Annotated in this window: 20 protein-coding genes; 11 read left to right on the top strand and 9 right to left on the bottom strand. The window is 68.9% G+C overall.

Going from position 1 to position 20,939, the window contains the following annotated elements; all coding sequences use genetic code 11:
• The first annotated feature begins 85 nt into the window (after nucleotides 1-85).
• Complete coding sequence (gene smc, locus DC434_RS09760) at nucleotides 86-3,628, top strand: chromosome segregation protein SMC (protein ID WP_116635085.1); 3,543 nt, start codon at nucleotides 86-88, stop codon at nucleotides 3,626-3,628.
• A gap of 98 nt (nucleotides 3,629-3,726) precedes the next feature.
• Here the strand turns inward: smc and DC434_RS09755 are convergent, their stop codons facing one another.
• Nucleotides 3,727-4,401: an alpha/beta fold hydrolase gene (locus tag DC434_RS09755; RefSeq protein WP_116635084.1), complete on the bottom strand. Its 675-nt coding sequence runs from the start codon at nucleotides 4,399-4,401 to the stop codon at nucleotides 3,727-3,729.
• A gap of 28 nt (nucleotides 4,402-4,429) precedes the next feature.
• On the opposite strand from DC434_RS09755, the gene ftsY reads away from it, so the two are divergent.
• Complete coding sequence (gene ftsY / locus DC434_RS09750) at nucleotides 4,430-5,302, top strand: signal recognition particle-docking protein FtsY (RefSeq protein WP_116635083.1); 873 nt, start codon at nucleotides 4,430-4,432, stop codon at nucleotides 5,300-5,302.
• A 44-nt stretch (nucleotides 5,303-5,346) separates the two neighbouring features.
• Complete coding sequence (locus DC434_RS09745; RefSeq protein ID WP_116635082.1) at nucleotides 5,347-5,847, top strand: DUF2004 domain-containing protein; 501 nt, start codon at nucleotides 5,347-5,349, stop codon at nucleotides 5,845-5,847.
• Nucleotides 5,848-5,874: 27 nt separating this feature from the next.
• Here DC434_RS09745 and lipA read toward each other — a convergent pair whose 3' ends face one another.
• Entirely contained in the window at nucleotides 5,875-6,864 is a 990-nt protein-coding gene (lipA, locus tag DC434_RS09740) for a lipoyl synthase (RefSeq protein ID WP_116635081.1), read from the bottom strand.
• Entirely contained in the window at nucleotides 6,861-7,514 is a 654-nt protein-coding gene (gene lipB / locus DC434_RS09735) for a lipoyl(octanoyl) transferase LipB (protein WP_116635412.1), read from the bottom strand. The genes lipA and lipB overlap by 4 nt, the downstream gene beginning before the upstream one ends.
• Nucleotides 7,515-7,611: 97 nt before the next feature.
• On the opposite strand from lipB, the gene DC434_RS09730 reads away from it, so the two are divergent.
• A complete protein-coding gene (locus tag DC434_RS09730) occupies nucleotides 7,612-8,199 on the top strand; it encodes a TetR/AcrR family transcriptional regulator (protein WP_116635080.1) in 588 nt (195 codons plus the stop codon).
• A 71-nt stretch (nucleotides 8,200-8,270) separates the two neighbouring features.
• Entirely contained in the window at nucleotides 8,271-9,833 is a 1,563-nt protein-coding gene (ffh, locus tag DC434_RS09725) for a signal recognition particle protein (RefSeq protein WP_116635079.1), read from the top strand.
• Between the two features lie 7 nt (nucleotides 9,834-9,840).
• On the opposite strand, the gene DC434_RS09720 is transcribed toward ffh, so the two are convergent.
• Nucleotides 9,841-10,755: an EamA family transporter gene (locus DC434_RS09720; RefSeq protein ID WP_116635078.1), complete on the bottom strand. Its 915-nt coding sequence runs from the start codon at nucleotides 10,753-10,755 to the stop codon at nucleotides 9,841-9,843.
• Nucleotides 10,756-10,833: 78 nt separating this feature from the next.
• Here DC434_RS09720 and DC434_RS09715 point away from each other — a divergent pair, with 78 nt between their 5' ends.
• Nucleotides 10,834-11,760: a LysR substrate-binding domain-containing protein gene (locus tag DC434_RS09715; RefSeq protein WP_116635077.1), complete on the top strand. Its 927-nt coding sequence runs from the start codon at nucleotides 10,834-10,836 to the stop codon at nucleotides 11,758-11,760.
• A 6-nt stretch (nucleotides 11,761-11,766) separates the two neighbouring features.
• Here DC434_RS09715 and glpK read toward each other — a convergent pair whose 3' ends face one another.
• From glpK to DC434_RS09700, 3 genes are all read right to left on the bottom strand, one after another.
• Complete coding sequence (gene glpK, locus DC434_RS09710) at nucleotides 11,767-13,281, bottom strand: glycerol kinase GlpK (protein ID WP_116635076.1); 1,515 nt, start codon at nucleotides 13,279-13,281, stop codon at nucleotides 11,767-11,769.
• Nucleotides 13,282-13,321: 40 nt separating this feature from the next.
• Complete coding sequence (locus DC434_RS09705; protein ID WP_116635075.1) at nucleotides 13,322-14,077, bottom strand: MIP/aquaporin family protein; 756 nt, start codon at nucleotides 14,075-14,077, stop codon at nucleotides 13,322-13,324.
• Nucleotides 14,078-14,169: 92 nt separating this feature from the next.
• Nucleotides 14,170-15,879: a glycerol-3-phosphate dehydrogenase/oxidase gene (locus DC434_RS09700; RefSeq protein ID WP_116635074.1), complete on the bottom strand. Its 1,710-nt coding sequence runs from the start codon at nucleotides 15,877-15,879 to the stop codon at nucleotides 14,170-14,172.
• Between the two features lie 102 nt (nucleotides 15,880-15,981).
• On the opposite strand from DC434_RS09700, the gene DC434_RS09695 reads away from it, so the two are divergent.
• Nucleotides 15,982-16,953, top strand: a complete 972-nt coding sequence (locus DC434_RS09695) for a sugar-binding domain-containing protein (protein ID WP_116635073.1) — start codon at nucleotides 15,982-15,984, stop codon at nucleotides 16,951-16,953.
• A gap of 3 nt (nucleotides 16,954-16,956) precedes the next feature.
• On the opposite strand, the gene DC434_RS09690 is transcribed toward DC434_RS09695, so the two are convergent.
• Nucleotides 16,957-18,108: a glutamate--cysteine ligase gene (locus DC434_RS09690; RefSeq protein ID WP_116635411.1), complete on the bottom strand. Its 1,152-nt coding sequence runs from the start codon at nucleotides 18,106-18,108 to the stop codon at nucleotides 16,957-16,959.
• 206 nt (nucleotides 18,109-18,314) lie between these two features.
• On the opposite strand from DC434_RS09690, the gene rpsP reads away from it, so the two are divergent.
• The 4 genes from rpsP to trmD are packed head-to-tail and all read left to right on the top strand — an operon-like array spanning nucleotide 18,315 to nucleotide 20,323.
• Nucleotides 18,315-18,755 (top strand): 30S ribosomal protein S16, encoded by a 441-nt coding sequence (rpsP, locus tag DC434_RS09685; RefSeq protein ID WP_116635072.1) that lies wholly within the window; start codon nucleotides 18,315-18,317, stop codon nucleotides 18,753-18,755.
• A gap of 6 nt (nucleotides 18,756-18,761) precedes the next feature.
• On the top strand, nucleotides 18,762-18,992 hold the full coding sequence (locus DC434_RS09680) for an RNA-binding protein (RefSeq protein ID WP_017830729.1): 231 nt from the start codon (nucleotides 18,762-18,764) through the stop codon (nucleotides 18,990-18,992).
• 1 nt (nucleotide 18,993) lies between these two features.
• The gene (gene rimM / locus DC434_RS09675) at nucleotides 18,994-19,584 is read left to right on the top strand and encodes a ribosome maturation factor RimM (protein ID WP_116635071.1); all 591 of its coding nucleotides are present in this window, start codon (nucleotides 18,994-18,996) and stop codon (nucleotides 19,582-19,584) included.
• A 19-nt stretch (nucleotides 19,585-19,603) separates the two neighbouring features.
• Nucleotides 19,604-20,323 carry a tRNA (guanosine(37)-N1)-methyltransferase TrmD gene (gene trmD, locus DC434_RS09670; RefSeq protein ID WP_116635070.1) on the top strand — a complete coding sequence of 240 codons (720 nt, stop codon included), beginning with the start codon at nucleotides 19,604-19,606 and terminating at the stop codon, nucleotides 20,321-20,323.
• Nucleotides 20,324-20,341: 18 nt separating this feature from the next.
• On the opposite strand, the gene DC434_RS09665 is transcribed toward trmD, so the two are convergent.
• On the bottom strand, nucleotides 20,342-20,935 hold the full coding sequence (locus DC434_RS09665; RefSeq protein WP_243408878.1) for a histidine phosphatase family protein: 594 nt from the start codon (nucleotides 20,933-20,935) through the stop codon (nucleotides 20,342-20,344).
• Nucleotides 20,936-20,939: the final 4 nt, after the last annotated feature.

Below are 20,939 nucleotides of genomic sequence, written 5' to 3'. Positions count from 1 at the left end.
ATCGCCTGCCCGCGCGGGATGACGGCCGATCGGCGCGATTCCGGTAGCGTAGCGGCGTGATTCTCCCCGGACGAGCGGTGCCCGCATGCATCTGAAGAGCCTGACGCTCAAGGGGTTCAAGTCGTTCGCCCAGCCGACCAGTTTCGTGTTCGAGCCGGGCGTCACCTGCATCGTCGGCCCGAACGGATCGGGCAAGTCGAACGTCGTCGACGCGCTCGCCTGGGTCATGGGGGAGCAGGGCGCCAAGACGCTCCGCGGCGGCAAGATGGAAGACGTCATCTTCGCCGGTACTTCGACTCGAGGACCCCTCGGGCGCGCGGAGGTCCAGCTCACGATCGACAACGCCGACGGCGCGCTCCCCATCGAGTACGCCGAGGTGACGATCAGCCGGACCCTCTTCCGCAACGGCTCGAGCGAGTACGCGATCAACGGGGAGAGCTGCCGGCTGCTCGATGTGCAGGAGCTGCTGAGCGACTCGGGTCTCGGACGCGAGATGCACGTCATCGTCGGACAGGGGCGCCTCGACACCGTCCTGCAGGCGTCGCCCGAGGATCGTCGTGGCTTCATCGAGGAGGCCGCCGGCATCCTGAAGCACCGTCGCCGCAAGGAGAAGACCCTCCGCAAGCTCGACGCCATGGAGGCGAACCTCACGCGCCTCAGCGATCTGGCGGGCGAGATCCGGCGTCAGCTCAAGCCCCTGGGCCGGCAGGCGGAGATCGCTCGCGAGGCGCAGACCATCGCGGCGGTGGTCCGCGACGCGAAGGCACGCATCTTCGCGGATGACGTCGTCGCGCTGCGCACGGCGCTGGCCGACCACACGCGCACTGAGCACGAGCGCCACACGGAGCGTCTGGTGCTGTCCGACCAGGCCGAGACCGTGCGCGCGAGCATCGCCCGCCTCGAGCAGGACCAGAACTCCGTCGCGGTCGATCAGGCGCGGAGTGTGGCATTCGGGCTCGAGCAGGTCCAGGAGCGGATGCGCGGTCTCTACACGCTCGCGAACCAGCGCCTCGCGTTGCTGGGCTCCGAGGAGGACGATGCGGCCGTCACGGCGGTGACGGTGACGCAGAGCACGATCGACGAGGCGCGCGAGGAGATCGATCTGATCTCCGCCGGACTCGGCGATGCGCAGGACGCGGCTGCAGCGGCGAGCCGGGAGGTTGTGCACGCCCGCGCCGAGCTGGACACACTCGACGTCGACATCGCGGAGCAGAGCGCTCTCGTCTCGGAGTACGACATGCGGCTCTCGACGCTGCGCGGTACCGCGGATGCGGCGGCGTCGGCGCTGGCGGCCGTGCGAGGCGCGGTGCTGCGGCAGGAGAACGCGCTGGAGGCCGCGAACGTCCGACGTCGCGAGGCGACGGAGGCGCTCGAGGCGATCGATGATGCCGAGGCTCCCGAGGGGACCGCCGTCGAGCACGCTGCCGCGTACGACAGCGCGCAGCGGGCCTCCTCGGCGGCCGAAGCCGAGCGCGAGGCGCTGCGGGAGCGGCTGCACGCCGCGGAGCGCGAGGTCGACTCGCTGACGGCGAAGGCGGCGGCGCTGAGCAGCGCGCTCGCGCTGTCCGGTGGCGCGGCGGAGATCGTCAAAACCGGCGGAGCCGGTGTGCGCGGACTCGTCGGCGACGCGGTGCAGGTGCGTTCCGGCTTCGAAGCGGCCATCGCCGCCGTCCTCGGACCGCTCGCCGAGGGCGTGCTCATCGACTCGTCGGCGGATGCCTTCGCGCTGGCAGCGGAGGCCGCGGAGCAGCGGCGCGGCGTGGTGGACTTCGTCGTGGCCGATGCGCTGCGCCCGGCCGTCGATCTGCCGTCGATCGACGGCGTCACGCCGGCGACCGAGACCGTCACCGCTCCGGACGGGGTGCTCGGCATCCTGTCCCACGTGCTCATCGCCGCCGATCTCGATGCGGCGCGCGCAGCGCGAGCAGCGCTGGACACCGCCGGTGACACCACGACCACCATCGTCACGATCGGCGGCGACGTGGTCACCGCGCAGACCCTGCGGACCGGATCGGGAGGCGAGCGCTCCCGTCTGGAGCTCGCGGCCGAGCGCGACGCGGCGAAGGAGCGGCTCTCCGAGATCCAGATCGTCGTCGATTCTCTGCAGGAAGCGCGGGAAGACGCGAACGAAGCCGTCGAGACGACCCGTCGTCAGGCGAAGGATGCGCTGCGGGCCCTTCGCGAGCACGACGCCGCCCTGGCAAGCCACGCGGAGCAGGTGAACCGGATCACGGTGCGGCATGAGTCGGCCGTGGCGGAGTGCGAGCGGCTCGAGGCCGGGCTCGCCCAGGCGCAGGCGGCCGTCGCCGATGCCGAGGCGAAGGCGCAGGCCGCCAAGGACGAAGTGGACGCGGCGATCGCTGCGCCGCGTCCGGTCCTCGACGCGACGGCACGCGACGGCCTGCTCGAAGCGCTCGAGGCTGCTCGGGAGGACGAGGTCCGTGCCCGACTGGAGATCGAGACGCTCCGCGAGCGGGTGCGCGCCGCGCAGGCACGGGTGACGAGCCTCGAGCGCCAGCGCGAACAGGAGCGCGACGCCGCCGCAGAGGCGGCACGCAGAGCGGTCATCCGTCGCACGCAGCGCGAGGCGGCATCCGGTGTCGCCGAGGAGCTGCCCCGCATCCTCGACTCGCTCGATCGATCCGTCACCGAAGCGCGTATCGCGCTCGGCGAGGCGGAGTCCGCGCGCTCGGCGCAGAACGAGGAGCTCGTGGCGCTGCGCGCGCAGGAGACGTCCTTGCGGGAGCGGCTGGCCGGACTCACGGAGAGCGTGCACGGGCTCGAGCTCCAGATCCACGAGAAGAAGCTGCACCTCAACAGCCTGCTCGAGCGCGTGTCGTCGGAACTCGCCCTCGACGAAGATATTCTCATTGCGGAATATGGACCGGATCAGCTGGTTCCTCGCGATCCCGGCGTCGCGCCCGCCGACGGTGAGCTCATCGACGACACGGCCATCCCCTTCGATCGACGTATCCAGCAGCGCCGTCTCGGTGAGGCCGAACGCAAGCTCGCGCAGCTCGGGCGCGTCAACCCGCTCGCTCTCGAGGAGTTCGCCGCGCTGGAGCAGCGGCATGCCTTCCTCACCGAGCAGCTGGCGGATCTCACGCAGACGCGCCAGGATCTGCTGACGATCATCGGCGACCTCGACGAGCGCATGCAGACGATCTTCGCGAGCGCCTTCGAAGACACGAAGGAAGCCTTCGGCCAGGTGTTCCCGCTGCTGTTCCCCGGTGGGTCGGGAAGCATCAGCCTCACCGATCCGGACAACATGCTGACCACGGGCATCGAGGTCTCGGTGCGTCCGGTCGGCAAGAAGATCGAGAGGCTGTCTCTGCTCTCCGGTGGCGAGCGCTCTCTCGCGGCCGTCGCTCTGCTCGTCGCGATCTTCAAGGCGCGCCCGAGTCCGTTCTACATCCTCGACGAAGTCGAGGCCGCCCTCGATGACGCCAATCTCGGACGCCTGCTGACGGTCTTCGAGCAGCTGCGCGAGAGCTCGCAGCTGCTGGTCATCACCCACCAGAAGCGCACGATGGAGATCGCGGACGCCCTGTACGGCGTGTCGATGCGCCAGGACGGCGTGTCCGCGGTGGTCGGACAGCGCGTCGGCGACCGCGCGGCCGCGAGCTGATCCGCTCCGCCGCGAGCACCGCTTCGGAGAACGCACGGCGACACGCCGCGGAAGCCCGGGCGCCGCCGGAGCGGCGGACGTGAACTCCGAATTCGTGCTCAGGATGCGAGTGCGGCCACGAAATCGTCCACGACGTGCACGAAGCCGCCGGAGTCGTGCGGGCGATGCTCGTGGCCGGGCAGCACGAGATGAGTGGCTCCGCGATCGGCGAGGACCTGCGCGATCGCTTCGTACTCGTCGTTCCAGCCCCCCGTCACCACCAGGCTCGGTGTGCCGTCGAGCATCCGCTCCCGCACGCCGTGCCCCCAGGGCAGGTTGATGGTCGCCCACCGCTCGGCGAGCGGCGACTCCTCCCGCCAGCGCGCGGAGTCGAAGGGCCCGCCGAACATCAGCGGGCGCAGGATCGCCCAGAAGCCGCGGAGATCGCCGCTGGATGCCAGGGCGCGCGCCTCCGTGACGATCGCGATGTGGCGTTCGATCGCCGCGTCACCCCGTGCGATGTCGTAGAGGGCGGGTTCGATCAGCACGAGACCGGCGAGATCGACGTGCTGCGCTGCGAGCACCGCCGGCACGGCGCCGATCGAATGCGCGAACACGAGAGATCTGCGACCGCCGATGTCGTCGAGCAGTGCGGCCACCTGATCGTCGATCGTCGTGTCGGGCGAGAACGCGAAGAATCTCGCGGCGGAGTCACGCACGTGCGGCCAGGCGTCGGCACCTCGGCGGCCGCTGCCGTGGACGTACAGACGATGGAGGTCCGGCGCGCGTTCCATCCCCGGATGCTACCCGTAGGCTGGACTCATGGCGGAGAAGTCCTGGTCTCTCGGTCGCGCACTGCGCGGCATGTTCGTCAAGCCCACCATCGACGAGACGACCTGGGAGGACCTCGAGACCGCGCTCATCACCGCGGACTTCGGACCCGACATCAGCGAGCGCGTCGTCGAGGAGCTCCGCGAGAAGGTGGACCGCTTCCGCACGACCGATCCGCAGGATCTGCAGCGGATGCTGCGCGAGACGCTGGAAGAGCACTTCGCGAAGTTCGACACCACGCTGAAGCTCACCGAGCGCCCTGCCGTCGTTCTGGTGGTCGGGGTCAACGGCGTGGGGAAGACGACCACGATCGGCAAGTTCACGAAGTTCCTCCGCGGGTACCAGCGCAGCGTCGTGGTCGGGGCGGCCGACACCTTCCGTGCCGCAGCGGTCGATCAGCTCGCCACCTGGGCGCAGCGCGGGGGAGCGGCGATCGTGCGCCCGCAGCAGGAGGGGCAGGATCCGGCATCCGTCGCCTTCCAGACCATCGACTACGCCAAGCGCGAAGGCATCGAGATCGCGATCATCGACACCGCCGGACGTCTGCACACCAAGGGCGGGCTCATGGATGAGCTCGGCAAGATCCGCCGTGTCATCGAGAAGCAGGCGCCGATCAGCGAGGTGCTGCTCGTCCTCGACGCCACGACGGGGCAGAACGGCGTCATGCAGGCGGAGTCGTTCCTGGAGCATGCCGGCGTCACCGGTCTCGTCCTGACGAAGCTCGACGGCTCGGCGAAGGGCGGATTCGTGCTCGCCGTGCAGGAGCGCACCGGCATCCCCGTGAAGCTGCTCGGGCAGGGCGAGGGCATCGACGATCTGACCGGATTCACCCCCCATGTGTTCGTCCAGTCGCTGGTCGGTTGAGGACGGGGCTACCGCAGTGAGCACGAGGCTGGTTTCATAGCGTTATGGCGATCGAACACGACTACTTCGGACTCCTCTCGTCAGGACCCGACGGCTCGATCTTCTGGTCGGAGACCGTCGAACTCGGCGACCAGAGCGTCACCGTCGATCTCACGGCTCCTGACCAGGACGACGTGTCCGCGGACGCGCTCGACATCGCCGCTGCGCTCATCGCCGGTCTCGAGAATGTGGACGACACGGCTCGTCGCGGAATGCTCTCCGAGGTGGACGATCGCACGAGCGAGGTGACCGAGTACATCCTCCAGCAGCAGGAGACCTACGGCGACGATCTGCCCGACGTGCTCGTGGACGTCTCGGGTGACGCCGCAGTCGACATCATCCGCTCGCTGCGACTGATGAGCATGACGATCCTGGCGGATGAGCACGGCGGTTCCGAGCCGTTCGCCGTCCTCGAGTACGCCCTCGACGACAGTTCGACCGACGACGTCCTGCTCGTGAACCTGGGATCCGACGGCAGCGTGCAGTCGGTCATGAGCGCCGACTGAGCGCACTCCCTGTCGCGCGACGCTCGACTACACGGCCTGAGCGAAGCCCAGATCCGCGCTCTCGGCGATGTGGGCGAGGTGCGCGGGGATCTCGCGCCCCTTCGATGCCATCGACTGCGCCCACAGCCGACCCGCGCGGTAGGACGAGCGCACGAGAGGACCGGCGAGCACGCCGAGGAAGCCGATGCGCTCCGCCTCCTCCTTGAACTCGACGAACTCGGCCGGCTTGACCCAGCGGGCCACCGGAAGGTGGCGCGGTGTGGGACGCAGATACTGCGTGATCGTGATGATGTCGCAGCCGGCGTCGTGCAGATCCTGCAGAGCCTGGACGACCTCCTCCGGCTCTTCGCCCATGCCGAGGATCAGGTTCGACTTGGTGATGAGTCCGGCGTTGCGGCCCTGCGTGAGCACGTCGAGGGACCGCTCGTACTTGAACGCCGGACGGATGCGCTTGAAGATGCGGGGCACCGTCTCGACGTTGTGTGCGAAGACCTCGGGGCGCGCGTCGAAGATCTGACCGAGGAACGCGGGATCGGCGTTGTGCTCGTTCGCGAGCAGCTCGACGCCGGTGTTCGGGTTGAGCTCATGGATCTTCCGGACGGTCTCGGCGTTGAGCCAGGCGCCCGTGTCGGGCAGATCGTCTCGCGCGACGCTCGTCACGGTCGCGTAGCGGAGGTTCATCCGCTGGACGCTCTCGGCGACGCGTCGCGGTTCGTCCGTGTCGTAGGCGTCCGGCTTGCCGGTGTCGATCTGGCAGAAGTCGCAGCGTCGCGTGCACTGGGATCCACCGATGAGGAACGTCGCCTCGCGGTCCTCCCAGCACTCGAAGATGTTCGGGCATCCGGCTTCCTGGCACACCGTGTGGAGGTCCTCGCTCTTCACGAGCGAGTGCAGCGCGGTGTACTCGGGGCCCATCTTCGCCTTGGTCTTGATCCACTCGGGCTTGCGCTCGATGGGGGTCTCGGCGTTGCGGATCTCGAGGCGGAGGAGCTTGCGCCCTTCGGGTGCGGCGGTCATGCGCGTGCTCCTGCGAGGTCGGTTCCGGCGTAGTCGGCGGTGAAGGCGGTGATGACGGACTCGACGATGTCGGCGGGCGCCACGGTCTTCCCGACGACCTCGCTCACCGTGGTGACACCGGCATCCGTGATCCCGCAGGGGATGATCCCGCGGAATCCGGCCAGCGAGTTGTCGCAGTTGATCGCGAAGCCGTGCATCGTCACGCCCTGCTGCACGCGCACGCCGATGGCCGCGACCTTGTCCTCGGAGAGCGGGCGGCGCACCCAGACGCCGCTCCGACCGTCCACCTGGTAGCCGTCGACGCCGAACGGACGCAGGACGTCGATCAGCAGCCGCTCCAGGCGGCGCACGTGCGCGACGACGTCCATCGGCTCGGGCAGCCGGACGATGGGGTAGCCGACGAGCTGACCCGGCCCGTGCCAGGTGATCTTGCCTCCCCGATCGACGTCGACCACCGGCGTGCCGTCCTGCGGCCGCTCGTGGGGCTCGGTGCGCTTGCCGGCCGTGTACACGGCCTCGTGTTCGAGCAGGATGAGCGTGTCGTGACGGGTGCCGTCGACGACGTCGGCGTGGACGCGACGCTGCAGCTCCCACCCGTCGGTGTACGGAACAGGGTTCGGTGTGAACCCGGGGGTGAGGATGTCGAGCATCATTGCCACCTTCGTGGGGTAGTTGGATCGCGTCTAACAATACTCCTGATCGCCTGGGCCGGGCTCAGCGCGCCGCACCGGGCGGTAGCGTGAAGGTATGAACTCCACCGGTCGCGCAGGTCGCCCCAAGGCGTCGTCGCGGGAGACGCTCGCCGAAGCGGCGTGCGAGCTCTTCCTGGAGCGCGGCTACGACGCGACGTCCGTGGCGGACATCACCCAGCGCGCCGGGGTGAGCCGCTCGAGCTTCTTCAACTACTTCACATCCAAGAGCGACGTGCTGTGGTCCGGTGTGGACGAGCGGATCGGCCAGGCGATCTCCTCCCTCGAGGCGCTGGGCAGAACGGCGGCCGGAGACGCCGTGCGCGGCATCCTGCTGCTGGTCGTGCGCGATTTCGAACCCGACCCGCTGGCGCTGGCGCTCCGCAACGCCGCCGCGATGGGGTTGCAGGACGAGCTCGTGCGCGACACGGGTCTTCGTCTCGCCCGGCTCGCCGCCGCCGTGTCCGGTGCCGCGAGCGCGTCGGGCGTCGACGTCGTCTGTGCGGACATCCTCGGCGCGGCGCACGCGGCCGCGGTGCTGTCATCGCTGCGCGTGTGGGCCGAGCACGGAGCGGGTCTGGGAACGCCGGAGGCCGTCCTGCTGGACGCGCTCGGGACGATCCATGATCTTCCGTGGGCGGTCTGATCCCCTCGGGCACGGCGGGCTCCGCCCCGCGCTGAGCGCCGCCGCTCCGCTCGCGTAGAATCGACAGCACCATGGCTACCTTTGGCACGCTCTCCGATCGGCTCACCGAGACCTTCCGCAACCTGCGCACGAAGGGGAAGCTCACCGCGGCCGACGTCGACGGCACCGTGCGCGAGATCCGTCGCGCGCTGCTCGACGCCGACGTCGCGCTCGTCGTGGTGAAGGACTTCACCGCGAAGGTGCGTGAGCGCGCCCTCGGCGACGAAGTGAACAAGGCGCTCAACCCGGCGCAGCAGGTCGTGCAGATCGTCAACGAGGAGCTCGTGCAGATCCTCGGCGGCGAGCAGCGGCGTCTGCAGTTCGCGAAGACCGCGCCGACCGTCATCATGCTCGCCGGCCTCCAGGGTTCGGGCAAGACGACGTTCGCGGGCAAGCTCGCCAAGCAGCTCGAAGGGGAAGGGCACACCCCGCTGCTCGTCGCCGCCGACCTGCAGCGCCCCAACGCCGTCAATCAGCTCCAGGTCGTCGCGCAGCAGGCCGGAGCCGCGGTGTACGCCCCGGAGCCGGGCAACGGCGTCGGAGACCCGGTGCGGGTGTCTCGGGACGGCGTGGAGCACGCGCGTCGTCAGCAGCACGATGTCGTGATCATCGACACCGCCGGCCGCCTCGGCGTCGACGCCGAGCTCATGAAGCAGGCCGCCGACATCCGCAAGGCGGTCAACCCCGACGAGGTCCTCTTCGTCATCGACGCGATGATCGGACAGGACGCGGTCAACACCGCGAAGGCCTTCCAGGAAGGCGTCGACTTCACCGGCGTCGTGCTGTCCAAGCTCGACGGCGACGCCCGCGGTGGTGCTGCGCTTTCCGTGGCCTCGGTCACCGGCCGCCCGATCATCTTCGCCTCGACGGGCGAGCGTCTCGAAGACCTCGAGCCGTTCCACCCCGACCGCATGGCGAGCCGTATCCTCGACCTCGGCGACATCCTCACCCTCATCGAGCAGGCCCAGCAGGCCTTCGATGAGGAAGAGGCCACGAAGATGGCCGAGAAGATCGCGAACGAGGCCTTCACGCTCGAGGACTTCCTCGACCAGCTTCAGCAGATGAAGAAGATGGGCTCGATGAAGAAGATGCTCGGGATGCTCCCGGGCATGGGCCAGATGAAGCAGCAGCTCGAGGACTTCGACGAGCGCGAGATCGACCGCACCGAGGCGATCATCCGCTCGATGACCCCGGGCGAGCGGCGCAACCCGAAGGTGCTCAACGGTTCGCGCCGTCTGCGCATCGCGCGAGGCTCCGGCATGACCGTCACCGACGTCAACCAGCTCGTGCAGCGTTTCGAGCAGGCCGCGAAGATGATGAAGACCGTGGCTCGCGGCGGCACCCCGAACATCCCCGGCATGGGCGCGGTGCCCGGCATGGGTCGCCCCGGAGCTTCGTCGAAGCGCGGGAAGAAGGGCAAGTCGTCCGGGGGCTCGCGGTCCGGGAACCCGGCCAAGCGCGCGGCCGAGAATGCGGGTATCGCCGCGACGTCGGCGCCGACCGGGTCGGGTTTCGGCCTCGGTGGGGGAGCAGCTCAGGCCGCTCCCAGCGAGGCCGACCTCGCCGAGATCCAGAAGCTCTTCGGCAAGGGCTGAGCCCCTCTCAGCGCGGAGCGACCAGTGCCGGCACCGCCGCCGGCTCGGCGGGCGGTGCGACGATCCTCGCCTGACGGGCGAAGACCTGGCCGAGTACCAGCGCGCCGAGGGTGATGGTGAACCCGAGAGCCTGGATGGGCGTGAAGGCCTCTCCGGCGACGAGCGTTCCCAGGACCGTCGCGACGATGGGGGAGAGCAGCGCGAGCAGGCCGGGAGCGATCACGGGCAGCTGCTGGATGCCGCGGAACCACAGCGTGTACGCGACGATCCCGCCGGCGGTGCCGAGCCACAGGTACCCGAGGACCGCGCCCCCGTCGATCACCGCAGGGACGCCCTCGACGATCAGCGTGACGGGCAGGAGCAGAAGCCCTCCGGCTGTGAGCTGCCACCCTGCGTAGGCGACGGGACCGACACCGCTCGGGCGGCCCCACCGCTTTGTCAGGATCATGCCGACTCCGGTGGCCGAGACGCCGCCCAGGGCTGCGAGGATGCCCCAGAAGTCGAGTTCTGCTGCAGGCCCGAGGACGACGAGCGCCACGCCTCCGGCTCCCGCGACCGCTGCTGCCGCCGTGGTCGGACGGACGCGCTCCTGCAGGACGAGGGCGCCGAGCGCGAGGACGATGAGCGGCTGGGCGCCGGCCACGGCTGCGGCGACGCCTCCGGGGAGCCGCTCCGCCGCGAGGAACAGCAGCGGGAAGAACGCGCCGATGTTAAGCGCTCCGAGTGCGAGGGACTTCCACCACCACGCGCCATGGGGGAGCCGCCGACTGATCAGCACGGCGAGCAGCCCGGCGGGGAGGGAGCGGAGGAGACCGGCGAACAGCGGGTGTCCGGCGGGCAGGAGCTCGGTGGTGACGAGATAGGTCGTGCCCCAGGCGATCGGGGCGAGCGCCGTCAGCAGGAGGATGGTCAGTCGGTTCATGGTCTCAGCCTCCTCGCTCGGCTCGGATGAGTCCAACGCATAGTTGTCACGAAAAGCATGAAGCGAGATCATGGCTGAATGGACCTGCAGCAGCTGCGCTACGTCGTCGAGGTGGCCTCGACATCGAATTTCACCCGAGCGGCGGAACGGTGCTTCGTCACGCAGTCGGCGCTCAGCCATCAGATCGCCGCGCTCGAGCGCGAGCTCGGTCAGCGTCTGTTCGTGCGTTCGAGCCGCAGCGTCCGCCTGACCGAGGCGGGTGAGGCGTTCGTCCCGCACGCCAGGGCGGCTCTCCTCGCGACGGAGCAGGCCAAGGAGGATGCCGCCGCCTCCGCCGGCGAGATCGTCGGCACGCTTCGGCTCGGCGTCATCCCGACCGTGACGGCCGTGGATGTTCCCCCCCTCCTCGTCGCGTATCGCGCGGCGCACCCGTCGGCGAGGGTGGAACTCCGGGTGGGGAACAGCGATGCGCTCATGGCGGCGATCCGTGCCGGTGAGCTCGACGTCGGGCTCCTGGGGCTCCGGGAAGAGGTTCAGCCGAGCGGCGTGGCCTCGAGGCTCCTCGCCTCCGAGGGTCTCGTGGCCGTCGTCCCCTCCGGGCATGCTCTGGCGGAATCGGCATCCGTCCGGATCAGCGACCTCGCGGACATGACGTTCGCCGACTTCCCGGCCGGCACCTCCGGGCGCGCGCAGAGCGACGCGGCCTTCGACGGGGCGCATGTGGCGCGCGATGTGGCGTTCGAGGCGGACTCGGCCGAGCTCATCCTCGGATTGGTCGCGGCAGGGCTCGCGGTCACGCTGCTGGCGCCCGGGGTGGTCGCCCGATCGAACGCCGACGTGGTCACCGTGGACCTGCGGCACGGTCCCGTCCGGGACGAATACGTCGCCTGGGACAGGACGGGACCGCGCAGCGCCGCCCGCGCCTTCCTCGACGTCCTCGCCGCCGTCGGGTCCGCACAGCAGGAAGCGGGTCCGGAGGAGACCTCCGAACCCGCTTCCGGATGATGCGGACTACTTCACGTCCTCGTCGACCCAGTCCATCGACTTCGTGACGGCCTTGCGCCACAGGCGCAGCTGGCGGTCGCGTTCGCCGTCTTCCATCGTCGGCTCCCAGCGCTTGTCCTCCTGCCAGTTGGCGGAGAGGTCGTCCAGACCGTTCCAGAAGCCCACCGCGAGGCCCGCAGCGTAGGCCGCGCCCAGCGCCGTGGTCTCGGCGACGACCGGTCGGACGACCGGAACACCGAGGACATCGGCCTGGAACTGCATGAGCGCGTCGTTCGCGACCATCCCGCCGTCGACCTTGAGCTCGGTGAGGTCCACACCGGCGTCGGCGTTGACCGCATCGAGCACGTCGCGCGTCTGGAACGCCACGGCCTCGAGTGCCGCGCGAGCGATGTGGTTCTTGTTCGCGTACCGGGTGAGACCGACGATCGCGCCGCGAGCGTCCGGGCGCCAGTAGGGCGCGAACAGACCGGAGAACGCGGGCACGATGTAGACGCCGCCGTTGTCCTCGACCTGCTCGGCCAGCTTCTCGACCTCGGGGGCCGAGGAGATGATGCCGAGCTGGTCGCGCAGCCACTGGATCAGGGATCCGGTGACCGCGATCGAGCCCTCGAGCGCGTAGTGCGTCGGACCGTCGCCGAGCTTGTACCCGACGGTGGTGAGCAGCCCGTTCTTCGAGTGGACGATCTCCTCGCCCGTGTTGAAGATGAGGAAGCAGCCCGTTCCGTAGGTGTTCTTGCTCTCACCGGTGTTGAAGGCCGCCTGTCCGAACGTCGCCGCCTGCTGATCGCCGAGGATGCCGGCGATCGGCGTCTCGCGCAGCAGGGACGAGTCCTCCGCCGCGCCGTAGACCTCGGAGGAGGAGCGGATCTCGGGCATCATCGAGCGCGGCACACCGAACGCCTCCAGGATGTCGTCGCGCCACTCCAGCGTCTCGAGGTCCATGAACATCGTGCGCGACGCGTTCGTGACGTCGGTCGCGTGCACGCCGCCGTCGACGCCACCGGTGAGGTTCCACAGCACCCAGCTGTCGGTGGTGCCGAAGGCCAGGTCTCCGGCCTCCGCCTTCTCGCGGGCGCCGTCGACGTTCTCCAGGATCCAGGCGATCTTGGTGCCGGAGAAGTACGTCGCCAGCGGGAGGCCGACGATGTCCTTGAAGCGGTCGCCGCCGCCGTCCGCCGCGAGGCGGTCGACGATCTCCTGCGTGCGCGTGTCCTGCCAGACGATCGCGTTGTAGATCGGCTTGCCGGTCTTCCGGTCCCAGACCACCGCGGTCTCGCGCTGGTTGGTGATGCCGATCGCGGCGATGTCGTGACGCGTGAGGTCCGCGCGGCTCAGTGCGAGCCCGATGACCTCCTGGACGTTGCGCCAGATCTCGGCGGCGTCGTGCTCGACCCAGCCGGCCTTCGGCAGGATCTGCTCGTGCTCCTTCTGGCCGGACTCGACGATGCTGCCCTTCTTGTCGAAGATGATGGCACGGCTCGAGGTCGTTCCCTGGTCGATGGCGATGATGTAGTCAGCCACTGTGCTTCTCCTTTGAATAGCTGTGCGGATGCGTCGAGCGTCAGCCGGCGAGGCCGAGCAGCGCGGGTGCGGCGAGGGCGGCGATCACGCCACCGATGAGGGGACCGACGACAGGGACCCACGAGTAGGACCAGTCGCTGGCGCCCTTGCCCTTGATGGGGAGGATCGCGTGGGCGATGCGCGGACCGAGGTCACGTGCCGGGTTGATCGCGTAGCCGGTCGGTCCACCGAGCGAGGCGCCGATAGCGACGACGAGCAGGGCCACCGGAAGCGCCGTGAGCGGGCCGAGGCCGCCGGGCGTGCCGACCTCGATGTCGCCGTAGTCCGCGAACGCGAAGATGACGAACACCAGGACGAACGTGCCGATGATCTCCGTGATGAGGTTCCACCCGTACGAGCGGATCGCGGGGCCGGTCGAGAAGACGCCGAGCTTGTTGGCGGGCTCGGGCTCCTCGTCGAAGTGCTGCTTGTATGCCAGCCACACGAGGATCGCACCGATGATCGCTCCGAGGAGTTCCGCACCGGTGGCGACGAGGAACATCACGAAGGAGATCTTGCCGGCGACCAGAAGGCCGATGCCGACGGCGGGGTTGAGGATCGCACCGGAGTACGCGGAGACGAGCACACCGGCGAAGACGGCGAGGCCCCATCCCCAGTTGACCATCAGGAAGCCGCCGGCGAAGCCCTTGTTCTTCGCGAGAGCGACGTTGGCGACGACACCACAACCCAGGAGGATCAGCATCGCTGTGCCGACGAGCTCCGACAGGAAGTAGAGACCGAGATTCACATCAGCCATGTCTTCATTGACCTTTCTTGAGTGTCAGGGCCCCTCTGCCCCGACACGGTGAGGGAGTTTCGCCGCAAGGAGGGCGACGGTCGGATCTCTCGTCAGCCGCGGGCGCGGGACGAGATGTGGAGTCCATGTCGTTCGTTCAGGAGCACGCGGGTCTGCTCGAGCTCGGCGTCGTGCCGTGCGCGATCCCACCCGAGGAGAGGGGCGAGTGCGTCGGCGATCTCGTCGAGCACGTCGGCATCCGCGTTCCCGATGAAGGCGATGCTCGTGCGACGGAGGATGACGTCCTCCAGGCGGGCGACCATCTCGTGCTCGACCATCCACTCCAGCTCGCGCGTGGAGAGGTCGCCGCCGGCGAGAGGTGCATCCGATCCCTGCTCGACGTACTCCCAGACCTGAGCGGCGCGCGTGCCGTACCGGGCGAGGAGCCGCTCGGCCCTGGCGCCCGCCCCCGGGAGGTTCTCCTGGATCCAGATGCGCTTCGCCTTCTCGGTGCGCGGGAAGTCGCGTCCGCCGCCGATGGCGCGCCCGGCGGTCGAGACGGTGCGGGTGCGGTCGATGAGGCCGAGCACGACGTCGGAGAGCGATTCGCCCAGAGCGCGGAATGTTGTCCACTTGCCGCCGACGAGGCTGACGAGCGGCACGGAGCCCTTGTCGTCGACCTCGATGCGGTAGTCGCGCGACACGAAGCCGGGCGCGGTGTCCTCGTGACGGGGCAGCGGACGGATGCCGGAGAACTTGTAGACGATCTGCTCCCGCGAGACGGGGATGCTCGGGAACACATGGTGGACCAGCTCGAAGAAGTAGTCGACCTCCTCGTCGGTGCACACCGCGACCTCGCGCGGGTCCGCGTCGATGTCGGTGGTGCCGACCAGGACCCGCCCCTTGAGCGGGTAGATGAGGACGATGCGTCCGTCGGAGTGCTCGAAGAAGATCTCGCGTCCCTGTGTCGCCTCGAGGAGCTCGGGGTGATCGAGGACGATGTGCGAGCCCTTGGTGCCGCCCATGAAGCGGCTGTCGACGCCGAGGGCGTCGTTGGTCAGGTCGGTCCATGGACCGGAGGCGTTCACGACCACGTCGGCCTTCACGGAGAACTCGGTGCCGCTCTCGCGATCGCGGAGCACGACCCTGTCGCCGTCGCGGGACACGGCCTCGACGTAGTTGAGGGCGTGTGCTCCCGGGTGTGCGGCGAGGCCGTCCTGCAGGACGTCGAGCGCGAGCCGCTCCGGGTCGTGCATCGAGGCGTCGTAGTACGTCGCGGTGTACTTGATGTTCGGGTCGAGCGAAGGCAGCTCCGACAGTGCGCGCTTACGGCCGAGGAAGCGGTGGCGCGGCACCATGCCGCCGTCACGCGAGAACGTGTCGTAGATCGTCAGGCCCACCTTGATGAGGAACGCGCCGCGTTCCTGGGGCTTGCCGCTCTTGTGCGTGAGGAAGCGCAGGGGAGCGGAGAGGATGCCGGAGAACGTCGAGTAGATCGGGATCGTCGTCTGGAGCGGCTTGACGTAGTGCGGAGCGATCTTCAGGAGGCCGTTGCGCTCCTGGACGGATTCGCGGACGAGACGGAACTCGCCGTTCTCCAGATACCGGATGCCGCCGTGGATCATGTGGCTCGATGCCGCCGATGCGCCGGAGGCGAAATCGCCGCGTTCGACGAGGAGCACGTCCACACCCTGCAGGGCCAGGTCCCGGAACGTCGAGATGCCGTTGATCCCGCCGCCGATGACGAGGACGCTCGTCGTGCCGGATTCGCGGATGTCGCGGACCTCGGCCCGCTCCGCCGATGAGTGTGTCGAATCGTTCATTCTCGAACTCTCTTCCTTGCTTGCCCCCAGCATCGACCTGTGCGCCCGCCGTGCGCAACCCCACTGCACATATGTGCAAGGATCGAGGTCGAGGAGGATGTCATGACCGGTCCCGGAGCGCAATCACGCGACGCGAAGCTGATCGCGGCGCTCACCGCCGCACAGCTCTACTACATGCAGGACAAGACCATGGAGGTCATCGCGCAGGAGCTGCACACGTCGCGATCCTCGGTCTCGCGCCTGCTGAGCTTCGCCAGGGAGAGCGGACTGGTCGACATCCGCATCAACTCCCCGCTGGAGCGCCTCGGCATGCTGGAGCAGCGCATCCGCGACCGGTATCGCGTCGCCGCGCACGTCGTCCCGATGCCGGAGATCGTCAGCGAGGTCGAGCGTCTGGAGCGGGTCGCGCTGACCGCCGGCCGCCTGCTGTCCCAGTTCGTCGACTCCAACATGATCATCGGCGTCGCCTGGGGATCGACGATCAGTGCGGTCAGTCGAGGGCTCACCCAGAAGGAGACGCACAATACGACGTTCGTGCAGCTCAACGGGGCGGGTAACACGCAGACCAGCGGCGTCGAGTACTCCAGCGACATCCTGCAGCGGTTCGGCAGCGCTTTCGGCGCACAGGTGCAGCAGTTCCCCGTGCCGGCGTTCTTCGACGATCCGGCGACCCGCGAGGCGATGTGGAGGGAGCGGAGCACGCGCCGCGTCCTCGATCTCCAGGCGAAGATGGACATCGCGGTGTTCAGCCTCGGCTCACCCGCTGCCGAGGTGCCCAGCCGCGTGTACGTCGGCGGCTACCTCGGACGCGAGGACTACCGGAGCCTCCGTGAGGACCACGCGATCGGCGACGTGGCCACGGTGTTCTTCCGGGCCGACGGCACGTGGCGGGACATCCGCGTCAACGCGCGGGCGACCGGGCCGGGCCTGGACCGTCTCCGTCGTGTGCCGCGGCGGGTCTGCGTGGTCTCCGGCATCCCGAAGCTCGTCAGTCTGCACGCCGCGATCGCGGCCGAGCTCATCACCGATGTCGTCCTGGACGAGGGGCTCGCGCGCCGGCTCGTGGAGGACTGAGCCCTACGGTTCCTCGATCGACGACTCGGGGCCGGACCGGAACTCGCGGATCAGATGCTGCACCACGGCGCCGAGGTCGCCGCCCGTCGCGTTGGCGATCGTGAGCTGGCGCTCGTAGCTCGCACCGTCTTCCAGGGTGGTCGCGATGCTGCCGAACTCGCGGACGCACCCGAGCTCCACCGCGACCGGAGCCAGTTCCTCCAGCGTCTCGGCGAGGTGCTCGCGCACCGGGCGCTGGGTCCCCGCCGCGTCGACGATCACGCGCGCGTCCATGCCGTACCGGGCGGCGCGCCACTTGTTCTCGCGATGGAACCAGGCCGGCATCTCGGGGAGCGTGCGCCCCTCGTCGAGCTGCCGGGAGAAGTCCTCCACCAGCACCTGCACGAGAGCGGCGACAGAGGCCAGCTCGGGCAGGGTCGACATGCCGTCGCAGGCGCGCACCTCGATGGTTCCCCAGCGCGGTGCAGGGCGGATGTCCCAGCGCACCTCGGTGGCATCGGCCATGACACCGGTGCGCACCATGTCGTCGAGGTACGACTCGTACTGCGACCAGTCCTGCAGAGGCCAGGGGAGGCCCGCTGTCGGCAGCTGCTGGAACACGAGGGCGCGGTTCGATGCGTAGCCGGTGCGCTCGCCCGCCCAGAACGGACTCGAAGCGGCCAGGGCCTGCAGGTGCGGGAGGTAACCGGCCAGCGCGTTGATGATCGGGAACACCTTGCGCTGGTCCTCGACGCCGATGTGCACGTGGATGCCCCAGATCATCATGTTGCGCCCCCACCACTGGGTGCGCTCGATGAGGGTGTGGTACCGCGTCTTGTCCGTCACCTCCTGGTCGAACCACTGTGCGAACGGGTGGCTCCCGGCCGACAGGAGCTCGATGCCCGCGGGGTCGGTCGCCGAGCGGACCGCGGCGATCGCGTTGGCGATGTCGTCCACCGCGTGCGCGACCGAGTCGCCGATTCCGCTGGTGACCTCGATCGTGTTCGTGAGGAGTTCGCCGGTCACGGTGTGCCGCTCGTCGGCGCTCTCCTCCTCCAGTGCGGCGAGCAGTTCGGGAGCGCGCCCGACCAGGTCACCGCTCACGGGGTCCGCGAGCATGATCTCCCATTCGATGCCGACGGTGGATCGGGCAGAAGAGGCGAATTCGAGCTTCACGAGCACAGTCTGACACGCAGCCACCGCGACACGATCAGCGCCGTTTCCCCGCGTTTCGCGCCGGGGACGGGCATCTGGCAGAATAGAAGGTCGGACGACCTGCTCGACCCTCTATCCAGCAGACGTCCACCCCCTGAGCTTCCGCCGGGTGTGCACCCCACTCTCCAGGCGATCAGTTCCTTCCTTCCACACAATTCAGGAGAATCGTGGCTGTAAAGATTCGTCTCAAGCGCCTGGGCAAGATCCGCGCGCCGTACTACCGCATCGTCGTCGCCGACTCGAAGACCAAGCGCGATGGTCGCGTGATCGAGGAGATCGGCAAGTACCACCCGACCGAGGAGCCCTCCTTCATCGAGGTCGACTCCGACCGGGCGCAGTACTGGCTCTCCGTCGGCGCGCAGCCGACCGAGCAGGTCGCCGCCATCCTCAAGCTCACGGGCGACTGGGGCAAGTTCAAGGGCGACAAGGACGCGAAGTCGACCGTCAAGGTCAAGGAGCCCAAGGCTGCCTTCGAGATCGACGGCTCCAAGAAGTCGGTCGTGAAGCCCAAGGTCGAGAAGAAGGCAGAGGCTCCCGCTGAGGAGGCTCCCGCCGCTCCCGCCGCCGACGCGGAGGCCGCCGAGGCTCCCGCCGCCGACGCAGAGTAAGCCGTCGTGCTCGCCGCCGCGCTCGAACACATCGTCAAGGGGATCGTCGATCACCCGGAGGATGTCCGCATCAACGAATCCACATCGCCGCGAGGCGACCTCCTCGAGGTGCGCGTGCACCCCGATGACCGTGGACGCGTGATCGGGCGCGGCGGCCGCACGGCCAAGGCCCTTCGCACCCTCGTCAGCGCTCTGGCCGACGGGCGTCGCGTCCGCGTCGACGTCGCGGACGACTGACGTGGTGCCGAAGGACCGGAACCAGGGCAAGAACCAGCTGCGGGTCGGGCGTCTCGTCAAGGCCCACGGCCTCAAGGGCGCCCTCAAGCTCGAGCTGTACACAGACAATCCGGAGCGACGCTTCGTTCCGGGAGCCGCGTTCACGTTGCAGGTGCCTGAGGCATCTCCGTGGCATGGCAAGGACATCACCGTCCGCGAGTACCGCGTGATGAACGGCAATCCCGTCGTTTTCTTCGAGGACGTCGACGACCGTGACGGTGCCGAGAGCCTGGTCAAGGCGATCCTCTGGATCGATCAGGACGACGACGAGGTCGAGGACGACGCCTGGTTCGATCACCAGCTCGTCGGTCTCGACGTCGTCCGCGACGACGTCGTGGTCGGGCGTGTCTCGCGCGTCGAGCACTTCCCGGCTCAGGATCTCCTCATCGTCAAGTCCGGTGAGAGGGAGGTCATGGTCCCGTTCGTCGCGGCGCTCGTGCCGACCGTCGACGTCGCGGGCGGCCGCGTCATCGTCACGCCGCCTCCCGGGCTCTTCGAGGAACTGCCGGATGCCGAGTCGGAAGACGCCGCGGACGCCGACGCGTCCGAGTGAGCGCTGATACGGTTCCCCCGTGCGCATCGACGTCCTCTCGATCTTCCCGTCGTACTTCGACGGGCTGACGCTCTCGCTTCTCGGCAAGGCCAGGGACGCCGGCATCCTCGACCTCCACGTCCGGGACCTGCGCGACTGGACCTCCGACCGCCATCGCACGGTCGACGACACGCCCTACGGCGGTGGTGCCGGCATGGTGATGAAGCCGGAGCCCTGGGGTCTCGCGCTCGACGAACTGGCGGCACCGTCCGCCTCGGCCTATGCAGAGCGCCCGACGATCATCTTCCCCTCTCCTGCGGGCGAGGTCTTCACCCAGTCGACCGCCCGTGAGCTGTCCTCGCGGCAGCACCTGATCTTCGGATGCGGCCGGTACGAGGGCATCGACGAGCGCGTCTTCGAGTACGCGGCCGACCTCGGCGAGGTGCGGCTGATCAGTCTCGGCGACTACGTGCTCAACGGGGGAGAGGTCGCCACGATGGCGATGATCGAGGCCATCGGACGCCTGATCCCCGGGGTCGTCGGCAACCCGGAGAGTCTCGTCGAAGAGAGTCACGAGGACGGTCTCCTCGAGTACCCGTCGTACACGAAGCCCTCGAGCTGGCGCGACCGGGCGGTGCCGGATGTGCTCCTCAGCGGCAACCACGCCGTCATCGCCTCCTGGCGCCGCGACCAGCAGATCGAGCGCACGCGCCGCCGCCGTCCGGATCTGCTGCCCGACGAGGACGGCTCCGAGTCCTGAGCCGTCGGGCCGCGTCGGTCAGAGCATCCGCTCGGAACCGCGCTCGATCTCGAAGATGACGCCTTGCGGATGTCGCAGCCCCAGGGCGGCTGTGGCGTCGAGACCGCGGAGTTCGGCGCGCAGCATCCGCCCGATCATCTCGTGGCTCACCAGCAGCGGGACGCCGTTCGAGGCCCACCCGCAGCTGCTCAGCGCCTTCCTCGCCCTGGCGCGCGCCTGGGCATAACTCTCGCCACCGGGGAAGGCCCAGCCCCAGCGATTGTCGGCGCGCTCCTCTCGCGCTCCGGGGAACTCCTGGTCGATCTCCTCCCACGTCATCCCCGCCAACTCGCCGTGATGTAGCTCCGCCAGCTCAGGGACCTCGATGAGATCGGCGCCGATGCGCTCGGCGATGATCACGGCTGTCCGCAGCGCTCGACCGAGAGGGCTGCTGCACACCGTCACCACTCCCGAGCCGACGAGGTGCTCGGCCATCGCCGTCGCCTGGGCGATGCCGTCGGCCGTGAGCGGGGAGTCGAGCTGCCCCTGCAGCCGGTGCTCGAGATTCCAGGTCGTCTGGCCGTGCCGGGCGAGGAACAGGCGCTCCGGCACGTGACGGTCCTGCGGGATCATGGAC

This window comes from Microbacterium sp. TPD7012 (assembly GCF_003075395.1).
Lineage (GTDB): Bacteria > Actinomycetota > Actinomycetes > Actinomycetales > Microbacteriaceae > Microbacterium.
This window is presented reverse-complemented; position numbering and strand designations above follow the sequence as displayed.

What these genes read in the sequence shown, in the direction of transcription:
- smc (WP_116635085.1), top strand. Translation starts at nt 86, where the DNA reads ATGCATCTGAAGAGCCTGACGCTCAAGGGGTTCAAGTCGTTCGCCCAG.
- DC434_RS09755 (WP_116635084.1), bottom strand. Translation starts at nt 4,401, where the DNA reads ATGGAACGCGCGCCGGACCTCCATCGTCTGTACGTCCACGGCAGCGGC.
- ftsY (WP_116635083.1), top strand. Translation starts at nt 4,430, where the DNA reads ATGGCGGAGAAGTCCTGGTCTCTCGGTCGCGCACTGCGCGGCATGTTC.
- DC434_RS09745 (WP_116635082.1), top strand. Translation starts at nt 5,347, where the DNA reads ATGGCGATCGAACACGACTACTTCGGACTCCTCTCGTCAGGACCCGAC.
- lipA (WP_116635081.1), bottom strand. Translation starts at nt 6,864, where the DNA reads ATGACCGCCGCACCCGAAGGGCGCAAGCTCCTCCGCCTCGAGATCCGC.
- lipB (WP_116635412.1), bottom strand. Translation starts at nt 7,514, where the DNA reads ATGCTCGACATCCTCACCCCCGGGTTCACACCGAACCCTGTTCCGTAC.
- DC434_RS09730 (WP_116635080.1), top strand. Translation starts at nt 7,612, where the DNA reads ATGAACTCCACCGGTCGCGCAGGTCGCCCCAAGGCGTCGTCGCGGGAG.
- ffh (WP_116635079.1), top strand. Translation starts at nt 8,271, where the DNA reads ATGGCTACCTTTGGCACGCTCTCCGATCGGCTCACCGAGACCTTCCGC.
- DC434_RS09720 (WP_116635078.1), bottom strand. Translation starts at nt 10,755, where the DNA reads ATGAACCGACTGACCATCCTCCTGCTGACGGCGCTCGCCCCGATCGCC.
- DC434_RS09715 (WP_116635077.1), top strand. Translation starts at nt 10,834, where the DNA reads ATGGACCTGCAGCAGCTGCGCTACGTCGTCGAGGTGGCCTCGACATCG.
- DC434_RS09705 (WP_116635075.1), bottom strand. Translation starts at nt 14,077, where the DNA reads ATGGCTGATGTGAATCTCGGTCTCTACTTCCTGTCGGAGCTCGTCGGC.
- DC434_RS09700 (WP_116635074.1), bottom strand. Translation starts at nt 15,879, where the DNA reads ATGAACGATTCGACACACTCATCGGCGGAGCGGGCCGAGGTCCGCGAC.
- DC434_RS09695 (WP_116635073.1), top strand. Translation starts at nt 15,982, where the DNA reads ATGACCGGTCCCGGAGCGCAATCACGCGACGCGAAGCTGATCGCGGCG.
- DC434_RS09665 (WP_243408878.1), bottom strand. Translation starts at nt 20,935, where the DNA reads ATGATCCCGCAGGACCGTCACGTGCCGGAGCGCCTGTTCCTCGCCCGG.